The sequence below is a fragment of the Kribbella sp. VKM Ac-2569 genome, assembly GCF_004216905.1.
In the GTDB taxonomy this organism is placed as follows: Bacteria; Actinomycetota; Actinomycetes; order Propionibacteriales; family Kribbellaceae; genus Kribbella.
Genome location: NZ_SGXJ01000005.1, coordinates 582,834 through 594,483, shown reverse-complemented (window position 1 = coordinate 594,483; position 11,650 = coordinate 582,834). Strand labels below are relative to the sequence as shown.

Annotated in this window: 12 protein-coding genes; 5 read left to right on the top strand and 7 right to left on the bottom strand. The window is 67.9% G+C overall.

Translation table 11 applies throughout. The features are described 5' to 3' along the window. Positions 1–17 precede the first annotated feature (17 nt). Genes EV649_RS33845 through miaA form a run of 3 tightly spaced genes read right to left on the bottom strand, consistent with a single transcriptional unit; the run spans position 18 to position 2,201 of the window. Complete coding sequence (locus EV649_RS33845) at positions 18–713, bottom strand: hypothetical protein (protein WP_130387718.1); 696 nt, start codon at positions 711–713, stop codon at positions 18–20. 8 nt (positions 714–721) lie between these two features. Then, positions 722–1,225, bottom strand: coding sequence for a SigE family RNA polymerase sigma factor (locus EV649_RS33840; RefSeq protein ID WP_130387717.1), 504 nt, complete (start codon positions 1,223–1,225; stop codon positions 722–724). Next, positions 1,212–2,201 carry a tRNA (adenosine(37)-N6)-dimethylallyltransferase MiaA gene (miaA, locus tag EV649_RS33835; protein WP_130387716.1) on the bottom strand — a complete coding sequence of 330 codons (990 nt, stop codon included), beginning with the start codon at positions 2,199–2,201 and terminating at the stop codon, positions 1,212–1,214. The genes EV649_RS33840 and miaA overlap by 14 nt, the downstream gene beginning before the upstream one ends. A 123-nt stretch (positions 2,202–2,324) precedes the next feature. Between miaA and EV649_RS33830 the strand changes: the two genes are divergently transcribed. The 5 genes from EV649_RS33830 to EV649_RS33810 all read left to right on the top strand — a co-directional run bounded on the left by EV649_RS33830 (position 2,325) and on the right by EV649_RS33810 (position 6,202). Continuing rightward, positions 2,325–2,561 carry a hypothetical protein gene (locus EV649_RS33830; protein ID WP_130387715.1) on the top strand — a complete coding sequence of 79 codons (237 nt, stop codon included), beginning with the start codon at positions 2,325–2,327 and terminating at the stop codon, positions 2,559–2,561. Between the two features lie 123 nt (positions 2,562–2,684). Then, positions 2,685–2,927, top strand: coding sequence for an antitoxin (locus EV649_RS33825; RefSeq protein ID WP_130387714.1), 243 nt, complete (start codon positions 2,685–2,687; stop codon positions 2,925–2,927). Between the two features lie 180 nt (positions 2,928–3,107). Continuing rightward, a complete protein-coding gene (locus EV649_RS33820; RefSeq protein ID WP_130387713.1) occupies positions 3,108–3,623 on the top strand; it encodes a pyridoxamine 5'-phosphate oxidase family protein in 516 nt (171 codons plus the stop codon). 219 nt (positions 3,624–3,842) lie between these two features. Next, positions 3,843–4,298: an NUDIX domain-containing protein gene (locus EV649_RS33815; RefSeq protein WP_130387712.1), complete on the top strand. Its 456-nt coding sequence runs from the start codon at positions 3,843–3,845 to the stop codon at positions 4,296–4,298. Between the two features lie 68 nt (positions 4,299–4,366). Next, positions 4,367–6,202 (top strand): LamG-like jellyroll fold domain-containing protein, encoded by a 1,836-nt coding sequence (locus EV649_RS33810; protein ID WP_241999007.1) that lies wholly within the window; start codon positions 4,367–4,369, stop codon positions 6,200–6,202. On the opposite strand, the gene EV649_RS33805 is transcribed toward EV649_RS33810, so the two are convergent. The 4 genes from EV649_RS33805 to EV649_RS33790 form a co-directional block, all read right to left on the bottom strand. Continuing rightward, entirely contained in the window at positions 6,199–6,861 is a 663-nt protein-coding gene (locus EV649_RS33805; RefSeq protein WP_241999005.1) for a phosphotransferase, read from the bottom strand. The two genes, EV649_RS33810 and EV649_RS33805, sit on opposite strands and share 4 nt — an antisense overlap. Further along, positions 6,858–8,330 (bottom strand): tRNA (N6-isopentenyl adenosine(37)-C2)-methylthiotransferase MiaB, encoded by a 1,473-nt coding sequence (miaB, locus tag EV649_RS33800; RefSeq protein ID WP_130387711.1) that lies wholly within the window; start codon positions 8,328–8,330, stop codon positions 6,858–6,860. Before miaB ends, EV649_RS33805 begins: the two co-directional genes overlap by 4 nt. A gap of 148 nt (positions 8,331–8,478) precedes the next feature. Beyond that, complete coding sequence (locus EV649_RS33795; protein ID WP_130387710.1) at positions 8,479–11,154, bottom strand: glycosyl hydrolase; 2,676 nt, start codon at positions 11,152–11,154, stop codon at positions 8,479–8,481. Positions 11,155–11,216: 62 nt separating this feature from the next. Further along, complete coding sequence (locus tag EV649_RS33790) at positions 11,217–11,633, bottom strand: metalloregulator ArsR/SmtB family transcription factor (RefSeq protein WP_130387709.1); 417 nt, start codon at positions 11,631–11,633, stop codon at positions 11,217–11,219. Between the last annotated feature and the right edge of the window lie 17 nt (positions 11,634–11,650).

Genomic DNA, 11,650 nt, shown 5'->3' with positions numbered 1-11,650 from the left:
CGCCAGTCGCAGCGCGTCTAGTTCACCGTGCAGGAGTCCAGGAAGCGGCGGAGTACGTCGTCCGGCCACTCGACCGTGCCGGTCGGGAGCTCGACCAGCAACCACTGGTCGGACAGCTTCACCTGACCGGTCAGGCGGCCGTCGAGGGTGCCGATGTGGAAAGTCTTGCCGCTCGCGTCGGCGACGCGGACATTCGACAGGCTGCGGGCCTGCGGCGCGGCTTGCAGCACCACCTTGGCGGCGCTGTTGGCGGTCCGCATCTCCGGCTGGGACAGCACGACGCGGGTTGCCGTCATCGGAGTCTCGGGACTCCATCCCTTCGGCGCCAGCGTGCAGTTGAACGTGCTCCACGCCTCCTTGTTCGCGACCAGCTCGACGACGGACGCGCCGAACATCGACATCGTCTGAGTGCTCGACGGCGCGGTGCGCGGCTTCGACGCAGGAGTCGCGGGAGTCGCGGACGCGGCGGCGGTCTCCTGCTCGGGAGGACCGCCGGCCACCTCGCTGCCGTTCCCCCACCACTTCAGGTTGCCGATCGCGAGCACGAGCGCCGACGCGGCCGCGACGCACAGCACCCCGGTGACCCGGCGCCGGCGCTTGATCCTCCGCAGCGCGATCCGCCCGCGGGTCACGTCCGCGTCGATATCCGCGTCCGGCAGCCCTTCGGCGGCCTGGTCCGCGAACCCCTCCAACAACCTCTTGACCTCGTCCATCGGCGGTCTCAGCTACTCCCCGTCTCTTCCGTCATCAGTTCCTTCAGGCGCTTCAGCGCCTTGGCTGTCTGGCTCTTCACAGTGCCCTCGGTGCATTCCAGGATCCGCGCGCAGCTGGCAACATCGAGATCCTGGAAATACCGCAGTACCAGGACTGCCCGCTGCCGCGGCGCGAGATCCAGCAACGCGTCGCGGATGGCCAGCGTGTCCGTCTGGTCCGGTACGTCGGTCAACCGCGGCTCGACCGCGTCCGCGGTCATCACCTCCGGGTGGCGGCCGGCCCTGCGACGCTCGTCGAGGAAGGCGTTGACCAGGATGCGGTGCGCGTACGGTCCGGCGCCTTCGTGCTTGATCCGGTGCCAGTGCACGTACACACGGGTGCAAGCGGTCTGGACCAGATCTTCGGCGGTGTGCACATCCCCCGCGGTGAGCAGCAACGCCGTGCGCATCAGCCGCGTACGGTCCGCGAGCAGGTACTCACGGAACTCGGCCTCACGGTCACCCCCTCGCATCTACGGCCCCTGCATCCTGGCCCGGGCCTCTGTTCACCTCGACTACGCCGGGGGCGCCTTCGCGGTTGCCTTGGGCTATCACTTGAAGTGCCTTCTCCACGAGATCGGGGGCGTCGTACGGGAGCCACGTGATGCGTTGGTCCTTACGGAACCACGAGTCCTGCCGGCGCGCGAACCTGCGCGTGGCCTGGGCGGTCCGCTCCCGGGCCTGCTCTTCGTCGATCTCATCGTTCAGCAACGCGATCACCTGCGAGTACCCGAGTGCGCGGTTGGCGGTCCTTCCTTCAATCAAACCCTTGTTCAGCAGACCTCGCACCTCGGCGACGAATCCGGCGTCGAACATCCGGTCCACCCGGCGGTCGATCCGCTCGTCGAGAACCGGCCGCGGTACGTCGAGACCGAGCTGGATCGCACCCGGATAGACGTAATGGTGCTCCGGCAGCGTGGCGACGTACGGGCCGCCGGTGATCTCGATGACCTCGAGGGCGCGGACGATCCGCCGGCCGTTGCTCGGGAGGATCTGTTCGGCCGCCTTCGGGTCTCGCGCGGCCAACTCCTGATGTAGGGCTCCGGAGCCCTTCACCTCGAGCTCGGCCTCCAGTCGCGCGCGGACGGCCGGGTCCGTGCCGGGGAAGACGAAGTCGTCGAGGATCGCGCGCACGTAGAGTGCCGAGCCGCCGGCGAGCACCGGGACCTTGGTCCGGTCGATGCAGTCGTCGATCGCCTGCCGGGCGAGCTCCTGGAACTCGGCCACGGTCGCGGTCTCGGTGACGTCCAGGATGTCCAGCAGGTGGTGCGGTACGCCGGCGCGCTCCGTCGTACTGATCTTCGCCGTACCGATGTCCATGCCGCGGTACACCTGCATGGCATCCGCGTTCACCACTTCGCCACCCAGACGTTGAGAGAGGGCGACGGCAAGGTCGGACTTCCCGGCCGCGGTGGGACCGACGACCGCGACGACGAGTGCAGCAGGCATCGCTCCAGTCTGGCAGCTCCCCGCTCAAGACTTGGCCAAGAGGTCTGTACCAGCCTTGTGGATGACCCGGGAAGAGCGGTAGGAAACTCTGGAGTTCGAGACATTTCTACGGGAGGAACCCAAGTGACGAATCCGTTCGATGAAGGGACCGACGCGGCCAAGGACGCGGCCAAGGACGCGCTCGGCCTGGGGGACGAGGCGGACGCCCAGTCCGGCGGTGACGTGGAATCCGGCGGCGACGTGGAATCCGGCGGCGACGTGGAATCCGGCGGCGACGTCGAGTCGGGTGGCGATGTGGAGTCGGGCGGGGACGTCGAATCCGGCGGCGGCACGACGGACAGCGGCGGCGACGTAGAGTAAGTCCCGTCCGGCATCGTTTTGGGTACGGCGCTCGCGGAGATCCCACAGTTCAGGCGCTGCAGGTGCGAAGATCGCCGTTAGCTGTCTGTAAGCACTCAACTACGCAGGAATGGGAGCCCCGAGATGGGCATCTTCGACAAGTTCAAGGGCAAGGCCGAGGACCTGAAGGACAAGGCCTCCGACCTGGTCGACGGCCACGGCGACAAGGTCGGTGAAGGTCTGGACAAGGCCGGCGACTTCGTCGACGAGAAGACGGGCGGCAAGTACGGCGACAAGATCGACGGAGGCGTCGACAAGGCCAAGGACGGGTTGGACAACCTGGACGGCCAGAACGACGACATCCCCGACGGACCCAAGCCCGCCTGACGTACCCCGAAGGGCCGCAAGCACCCCGCTTGCGGCCCTTCGCCATGCCCACCCGTTGTGCGGCGGCCGAGAGACTCGGGACAGGCAGCGGAGACCCGGAACCGGCTATTGCCCGTGCCCACTCCCCAGCGCCTATTCCCAGTCCCCGGCGAACGTCGCCGCGTCGTGCGAAGATCTGTCATGGCGCTGACGAATCCGTGGTTGTCCGGTCCGGCTCCGACAACGAAGCTTCCGCATGACCGGCTGTCCGAACGGATCCTGAACCTGCTGTCGAGCCAGAACATGTGTGTACTGGCGACTGCGGGTCCGGACGGGCCGTTGGCGACGCCGGTTCGGTACTACCACCTGGATTTCGCGTTGATGTTCACGGCTTCCGCGAAATCACCGAAGATGCGGAACCTGGCTGCGGATCCGCGGGTCTCGGTCGGGATCTTCGCGCCGCTGGTCGGTCAGGCGAGCAGTCGCGGCGCACAGTTCTTCGGTCGAGCACAGGTCCTGACCCCTGACAGCGACAAGTTCGCCGACTACTGGGAAGCGTTCCGTTGGCAGTCGGACCATGTCGAACGCGGCAACTCACTCGACGAACCTCCACTAGGACCGCTGGTGGTCATCGCCCCCGACCGAATCGTCTACACCGAACACTGGCTCCGCCGCGAGGGCTACGCACCCAGACAGTCCTGGCGCCCAAAGCCATAGAACTGGAGCCCGCCATTTCGCCGAATCGTGTGGTTTGGCTCTGGGGAGTCTCGTCGAGTCGTGGATCGAGGCTGGTGACAGCCGGTTTTCACAACCGAATCCCACGACTCGGTGAGCCATGTCCGATCCGCCTTCACCACAGTTGCCCGCCGAGTACACCGCAGACAGCCGCCGCGGAGCGGTGTCGTTGGTGTCGGTGGAGGTGTTTAGGGTGCTTGTATGGATCGGTTTCGGGTGGTGCCGGCGGCTTATGTGATTGTTCGGCGTGGGGACGAGGTGTTGTTGTTGCTTCGGGCCAATACCGGTTATATGGATGGGCATTGGGCGGTTCCGGCCGGGCATGTGGAGCATGGGGAGTCGGCGGTGGCGGCGGCGGTGCGGGAGCTCAAGGAGGAGGTCGGGCTCGACGTCGACGCGGCGGATCTCGTGCCGGTGACGGCGATGCATCGGACGGGCGGGAACGGCGATCCGATCGACGAGCGGGTCGACTTCTTCTTCATGGTGTCGAAGTGGACCGGCGAGCCGCGGTTGATGGAGCCGGAGAAGGCCGCAGGCCTCGAGTGGTACCCGCTGGACAAGCTGCCCGACCCGCTGGTGCCGCACGAGGCGCGAGTGCTCGGCGCGGTGGCCGACGGTGATGCGCTTCCTGCGGTGATCGCCCAGGGTTTCGCCTGAGTTCACACTTCTGTGGGTCGCCTCGCTCTAGTGTTCGCTGCGGTGTCAGTGACCTTGTGGAGGCGGCAATGGATCAGCAGAACGACGGGACGAGCCGACGGCGGCTCCTGCAGGCGGGCGCGGTCGGCGCCGGTGCGGTGATCATGCCGGGCGTGCTCAGCGCCGGGGAAGCAGCCGCGAGCGTCAACGGGACGAGGGGCAGCACAACAAAGAGCGCGGGGCGGATCGATACCGAGCACCCGCGCTTCACGTTGGCCGTCGTACCGGACACGCAGTACCAGTACGACGAGGACCGGGGCGACCCGGCGCCGCTGACCGCGAGCTTCGAGTGGCTGATCGAGCAGCGGTCGGCCGACAACATCGTCTTCGTCGCGCACCTCGGTGACGTGGTGCAGAACGCGCTGGCGATGGAGTTCGCCCAGGCCGACCCCGTCTTCAAGATCCTGGACCGGGCCCGAGTCCCGTACTCCGTGCTGGCCGGCAACCACGACATCGACGGGTCCAAGGACGACACGCGCGGCGACTCGCCGTACCTGCACACGTTCGGGCCGCAGCGGTTCCGCCGGATGTCGACGTACGGCGGATCGACGCCGAACGGCTACAACTCGTACCACGTGTTCCGCGCCGCCGGGCAGCAGTGGTTGCTGCTGGCAATGGACTGGCGGCCGTCGGACGCGAGCTTCGCCTGGGCGCGAGATGTCATCGCCAAGCACCCGAAACTGCCCGTCATCCTCACTATCCACGAGCTGGTGAACGCCGACCACGGCAACCCGGTCGCGTACTTCAGCGACCACGGCAACCGGGTCTGGGAGCAACTGGTGAACGACAGCGACCAGATCTTCCTCACGCTGAACGGCCACTACTGGCCGCCCGGCCGGGTGATCCGGAAGAATGCCGCCGGCAACGACGTGCACCTGCACATCACCAACTACCAGGACCGGTTCTACGGCGGATCGGGGATGGTCCGGCTCTACCACTTCGACCTGGCCCGGAACACGATCGACGTGGAGACCGTCTCGCCGTGGATCATGGACCAAGACCCGGCCAAGCGGAACGAGCTGGCCGAGGCCGAGATCGAGCTGACCGACGACACCAACCGGTTCAGCGTCCCGATCGACTTCGCCGAGCGGTTCGCCAAGTTCGCGCCGGTCGCGGTGCGTCCGGCTCGGCCCGCGTCGCAACTGGTCATCCCCGGCACAGCGGCGTACTGGCGATTCGACGGGCCGGCCGCCGACCAGGTCGTCGACCAGTCGGGTAAGGGCAATCACCTGACCCGTGTGCTGCTCGCCGGTACGGCGCCGTCGGCGAGCGCCGAGTTCCACCCGGACCAGCCGGGGCACGCCAGCTGGCTGTTCCCGGGCGGCAAGAACCCGGCCCGCGGCGGGTACCTGAAGACGGCGGACAACGCGCCGCTGAACCAGCTGACGTTCGCGAACGGCTACACGATCGAGGCGTTCGTGAAGCTTGCCGACGACGGTCAGGACCATTCCTGGGAAGGGCTGCTCTGCCGGCTGGGCACGGGACGTGACGCGGGCAAGACCGGCAGCGACCCGGACGAGCCGACGGTCAAGCTCGGCTTCTCCGGTGGACTCGAACTGCAGTGGGCCGTGTACCCGGTCGACAAGAACGACACGTTCACCAACTGGGGCCATGAGATGGTCGCCGGCCGCTGGTTCCACCTGGCGATCGTGAACGACGGCAGACACAGCACGGTGTACGTCGACTCGTCCGAGCTGCTCCGAAACCCGGCGACCCCGTCGAACGGTCTCGCGACAGCCGGGAAGCCGTGGCTGGTCGGCGCCGGGCACTACGCGAACACGATCGACCAGGGCTTCGCGGGGAACATCGGCGAACTCCGCATCGTCACCCGCGCCCTCAAGCCGTCACAGTTCCTGAACGCCTAGAGGTGGGACCGGATCAGGGCTTCCTGGGCGGGGAGCATGGCGAGCTCGGCGGACGTCAAGGTCCGATTGTTGCCGCGCCGCTCCAGTGCGTCGGGAAGCCCTGGTGTGGGGTCGATCGAGTTGGCCAGGTACGTCCCGAGCGCGTCGCGCAACAGGTCCGTGAGGTTCTCGTACGCAGGGTCGAGGGCGACCTGGGCGAAGATGATCGCGGTCATCGCGACGTCGAACTCCGCGGCGCCCTCCTCCACGTTCCCCCAGTCGATGACGACCGGGCCGTCGGCGGTGGCCATCACGTTCAGTGGATGCAGGTCACCGTGCACGACAACGCGACCCGGTGTACCGCTCGGGGCCGGGATAGCCTGCAGCCGGCGGTGCAGGTCGGCGTGGATCAAGGCGATCTCGGTCGCGCTGAGTTCGCCCGCGATCGCGGCCTCGCCGAGCGTCGGCCCGTCGAGCCGCTGCAGCACCATGTCCGCACCCTCGACATCGCGCACCGCGGGCACCGGGTAGCCGTACCGCGCCACGTGCCGCATGAAGTCGGCCTCGTCGCGCACCGGATGCCCGTCGCGATACCGCCGCAGCACCCACTCGTCGTCGATCGAGTAGATATCCGCGTCTCTGCCGAACGCGATCGGCTTCGCGTCCTTCGGCAGGTTCATCCGACCTGGCAGCCGCCGACTGCCGGCTCGAGGGGCTTGGCGCCGACGGTCGGCATCCCGAGCATCACACCGGGCGTAGCAGCAGGCGTGTCCACCGAGCGCTGCCACGCGTCCCCGGCGCGCGTCCGGCGTACGGCCCCGAACACGTCCGCAACCAGGTGATGCGGAGCGGCGTACGTGACCTCGACCGTTGCCATGTCACCCGGCCGCGGCGCCTCGACACCCTCCGGTACGGCGAAGTGGACGAGCCGGTTGTCCGCGGCGCGACCGCTGAGCCGATGGGTGGCGGCGTCCTTCCGCCCCTCCCCCTCGGCCACGAGCACCTCGACGGACCGGCCGACGACCAGCTTGTTCTCGGCCCACGCCATGTCGTCCTGCAGCGCGACCAGTCGCTCGTACCGATCCTGGACGACGTCGCGCGGGACCTGGTCCTCCATCGACTCGGCCGGCGTCCCGGGACGCTTCGAGTACTGGAACGTGAACGCCCCCGCGAACCGCGCCTGCCGGACCACGTCGAGTGTGCCCTGGAAGTCCTCCTCGGTCTCCCCCGGGAACCCGACGATGATGTCGGTCGTGATCGCCGCATCGGGCATCGCGGCCCGCACGTCCTCGATGATCTTCAGATACCGGTCCCGACGGTACGAGCGCCGCATCGCCTTCAGAACCGTGTCCGAACCCGACTGCAGCGGCATGTGCAGCGAGTGCATCACGTTCGGCGTCTCGGCCATCGCCTCGATCACGTCGGCGGTGAAGTCCCGCGGGTGCGGCGAGGTGAACCGGACGCGCTCCAGCCCGTCGATCTCCCCGCACGCGCGGAGCAGCTTCGAGAACGCGTACCGGTCGCCGAACTCCACGCCGTACGAGTTCACGTTCTGGCCGAGCAGCGTCACCTCGAGCACGCCCTCGCCGACCAGCGCCTCGACCTCGGCGAGGATCTCGCCCGGCCGGCGGTCCTTCTCGCGGCCGCGCAGCGCCGGCACGATGCAGAACGTGCAGGTGTTGTTGCAGCCCACACTGACCGACACCCAGGCGGAGTACGGCGATTCGCGGCGGGTCGGGAGCGTCGACGGGAACACGTCGAGCGACTCGAGGATCTCGACCTGCGACTCCTGCTCGATCCGGGCCCGCTCCAGCAGCACCGGCAGCGCGCCGATGTTGTGGGTGCCGAAGACGACGTCGACCCACGGCGCCTTCTTCGTGATCGACGCCTTGTCCTTCTGCGCCAGGCAGCCGCCAACGGCGATCTGCATGCCGGGTTTGCGCGCCTTCACCGGCGCCAGGTGACCGAGGTTGCCGTACAGCTTGTTGTCGGCGTTCTCCCGGACCGCGCACGTGTTGAAGACGACCACATCGGCCTCGTCGCCCTCGGGCGCGCGGACATAGCCCGCGTCCTCCAGCAGCCCGCGCAGCCGCTCGGAGTCGTGAACATTCATCTGACACCCGTAGGTGCGGACCTCATAAGTACGCATAACAGCCACCAAGAGTACGTGAGTTGCTCGCACACCTCGTCGAGGCCGGGGCCCACCGCCTCGCTCGAGCACCTCTTTGTGCACCCACCAACCAGATTCCTCGCCGATTCTTGGTTGGTGGGTGCTCAAAGTCGTCTGACCGGGCGGATCAGGCGGGCGGAGTGATGCTCCAGATGCCGCGGCCGTGGGTTGCCGCGTAGATGTTGCCGTCGGGTCCGGACTCGATGTCCATGACCGTGGTGGTCGGCAGTCCGGTGCCCAGGACCTGCCAGTTCGTCGCACCGGGTGCGCGGTAGAACGTGGCCAGGTCGGACCCGACCACCAGCGCGCCGTTGGCCAGCTGCTTGACCGCGCTGGTCGGGATGTCCGGCAGGTTCGCGGAGATGTCCGACCAGGTCGTGCCGCCGTCCTTGGTCTCGTAGACGTGGCCGACGCCCGCGCCCGGGCCCTCGGTGAAGCGGCGCGAGAAGCCGTTCACGGCGACGTACGCGTGCTGCCCGTTGGCCGGATCGATCCCGACGCCGGCGAGGTAGCGGTTCGGGAAGCTGGACGGCAAGGTCACCTGATGCCAGGTGCCGCCCGAGTTGGTGGCCAGACCGCGGGCGAAGCCGGCGTTGTTGCACGGCCCGCACCAGCTGACCCACCCGGTACCGCCGCGCATCGCGACCGCCGTCGCCGAGTGTCCGGCGCCGAGATCGAACGCCTTGGTCCACTCGGACGCGCTCCGCATGCCCCAGCCCTTGGTGGAGGTGTAGACGTACTGCCCACCCGCGATGAAGCCGTTGGAGTTCGCGGAGTCGATCGCGATCGGGGCGATGAACCGCGGGCTCGGATCACCCGGGTCCAGGCTCCACGAGCTTGCCTCGGCCTCACTCAACGCACCCTTGTTCAGCGCGCAGTTGTTGGTGATCTTGACGGCCAGGGCGACGTACTCCTGCAGCTGGTTGCAGCCGTTCTGCGGATCGGTCGCGCCGTCACCGCCGTCACCGCCGAAGTTCGAGCCCATCTTGGTGTCGGTGTTGCTGCCGTTCGGCTGCACTCCGAACAGGTTCGAGACGCCGTTGTCCTGCAGGCCGCCGGACACCACCACGCCGCCGTTCTTGGTGTCCTTGCCGACCGACACCGAGTAGTACTGCAGGGCATCCATGGTGCCGTCCGCGGTCAGCGAGGACCAGTCGGTGCCGTTGTGGTTGGCGTTGACCTGCCCGTTCACCGGACGCTTGTAGATGCCGCCGTCGTTGCCGACGAAGACGACCGGCTTGCCGCCCGACGTACCCACGGCGACCGAGTGCTGGTCGGAGTGCGGCGCCATCGGACAGGTGTTCTTGGCGTCGTCGATGTTCCAGCACGAGAAGCCGAAGTTCCAGTACGGCCCGACGGTGGCCCAGTGCGACCCCGCGTCGGTCGTCTCGAACACTTCCTCCAGGCCCGCCCACACGTGGTCGGCGTTGGCCGGATCAACGGTCAGGAACTGGTTGTACCAGGCCTGCACACCGACGGCGTACCCCTTGCGGTCCAGTGCGGAGCCGCTGTTGTGCAGGATCTGCGGATCGGCGATCTTGTTCCACGGACCGGACGGGCTGCCGGTCTTGGAGACGAAGATGCCGGCCAGGCTCGTGCTGCCGTTGATCTTGCTCGGCTGCTGCACGAGCGCGTAGAGGCGGTCGCCGGTCTTGCTGAACGCGAACGTCGTGTAGCCGACGTCGGTGCTGTTCTTGATGCCGCCCAGAACCACGCTCAGCCGCTTCCAGCTCGACGGTCCGGCGGTGTAGTCGTTGGTCTCGTAGAACCCGTTGTAGGTGTCGCCCGAGCGCCAGCCGATGGCAGCGATGATGTGCTTGGGGTTCTTCGGGTCGATCGCGATGTCGTTGACGATGTTCTTGTACGCCGCGTTCGTCGCGCCGCCGGTCTGACTGCCGGCCGGTACCAGCACGTTGCCGGCATCGTCCTTGATCTCCGGCATGAAGTCCGGGTTCGGGTAGTAGGCGACCTTCCAGGCGCCGGCGGTGGTCGACGCGTCGTGGTACCAGACGCCGCGGTTCGTCGCGGCGAACACCTGCCCGCCACCCCACCGCAGCCGCCCGACGGTGGTCGACTCCAGTTCCTTGCCGCCGACCCGGTCGGACGGCGAATAGGTTCCGGTCACCGGGTTCGCGAGACGGTAGACACCGGACCCGACGTACGACGTACCGCCGGTGTTGGCCTCGCCCGTCGCGTACCAGAGCGAACCGTCACCGGCGAGCTGCAGGTCGCCACCGCTGAGGGACGGCAGCGAGTCGCTGAGCGGTGTCCAGTTGCCACCGCCCGAGGTGGAGCGCCACACGCCTCCGTTCGCGCCGGCGGCGTACACGTGGTTGGCGTTGTCGGCCGCCAGACCGGTGATGCGGCCGGTGACGTAGCCAGCGCCGCCACTGGAGTTGGAGTACCAGTCACGGTAGCGGGCGTCGTCGGCGTCGTACGGGACCCTGGTGACGTCGTGCCAGGTCCCCGCAGTGTGCGGGAGCGCCGTGAGCTGGGCGAACGCGGCCGAATACGCGCCCGGGGCGACGATGCCGCCCGGCGCGGTCCTGGCCTGCTCGAACTCGTCGGCGATCGTGAAGGCTTCCTTGGACTCGCTCTGCATCTCCGACGGATTGCCGCCGGCGATCATCAGGGCCTTCTCCATCACGGCGGCGTTGTAGTGCCGGCCGGCCCATTGGTGCTTGAGCCACTCTTCCTTCAGCTCGTAGCGGCCGGCGTAGCCGCCGATCCCGGCGGCGATCAGGGCGGCCCCCAGGCCGCCGGCGATGAGTTTGCGACTGCGTGTGGCCAGCGAGATTCGCATCACGTACTCCGGATGTTTCTTGGCGGGTCGCCGTCCCGAGGCGGCGCTCCCGTAGCCCTGGGTCAACGCACAGAGCCGCGGAGACCATACGTCCGTTGTATCGGCCACGGAAGTAATTGGTCGCGCTCCGCAACAGGCAAGGGAAAACCTGCGGCTCCCAGCCTGGGCGGGTCCGGCGCGAGGGAGCCGTCGGGAGCGACGTGGGCAAAGATCTGCTCGACCAGTGCGATCACGTGGGGGTCCTGGACGGTGTAGAACTGCCGGCGGCCCTCGCGTCGGGCAGTCACCAGGCCGGCGAGGCGGAGTTTGGCCAGGTGCTGGCTCGCCGTCGGCACGCTGACGCCCACCCGGGCAGCCAGCGTGCCGACGTCGTACTCGCCACAACTCGCCAACGCGACCAGGTGCAGTCGGACCGGCGCCAGCAACAGGCCGAAAGTCCTGGCCGCGGTGGCGAGCTGTGGCGAGGTCGGCTCGATCATGCGTCCACGCGCTCCTT

What these genes read in the sequence shown, in the direction of transcription:
- EV649_RS33815 (WP_130387712.1), top strand. Translation starts at nt 3,843, where the DNA reads ATGGATCGGTTTCGGGTGGTGCCGGCGGCTTATGTGATTGTTCGGCGT.
- EV649_RS33790 (WP_130387709.1), bottom strand. Translation starts at nt 11,633, where the DNA reads ATGATCGAGCCGACCTCGCCACAGCTCGCCACCGCGGCCAGGACTTTC.
- EV649_RS33805 (WP_241999005.1), bottom strand. Translation starts at nt 6,861, where the DNA reads ATGAACCTGCCGAAGGACGCGAAGCCGATCGCGTTCGGCAGAGACGCG.
- EV649_RS33840 (WP_130387717.1), bottom strand. Translation starts at nt 1,225, where the DNA reads ATGCGAGGGGGTGACCGTGAGGCCGAGTTCCGTGAGTACCTGCTCGCG.
- EV649_RS33810 (WP_241999007.1), top strand. Translation starts at nt 4,367, where the DNA reads ATGGATCAGCAGAACGACGGGACGAGCCGACGGCGGCTCCTGCAGGCG.
- miaA (WP_130387716.1), bottom strand. Translation starts at nt 2,201, where the DNA reads ATGCCTGCTGCACTCGTCGTCGCGGTCGTCGGTCCCACCGCGGCCGGG.
- EV649_RS33820 (WP_130387713.1), top strand. Translation starts at nt 3,108, where the DNA reads ATGGCGCTGACGAATCCGTGGTTGTCCGGTCCGGCTCCGACAACGAAG.
- miaB (WP_130387711.1), bottom strand. Translation starts at nt 8,330, where the DNA reads ATGCGTACTTATGAGGTCCGCACCTACGGGTGTCAGATGAATGTTCAC.
- EV649_RS33795 (WP_130387710.1), bottom strand. Translation starts at nt 11,154, where the DNA reads ATGCGAATCTCGCTGGCCACACGCAGTCGCAAACTCATCGCCGGCGGC.
- EV649_RS33845 (WP_130387718.1), bottom strand. Translation starts at nt 713, where the DNA reads ATGGACGAGGTCAAGAGGTTGTTGGAGGGGTTCGCGGACCAGGCCGCC.
- EV649_RS33825 (WP_130387714.1), top strand. Translation starts at nt 2,685, where the DNA reads ATGGGCATCTTCGACAAGTTCAAGGGCAAGGCCGAGGACCTGAAGGAC.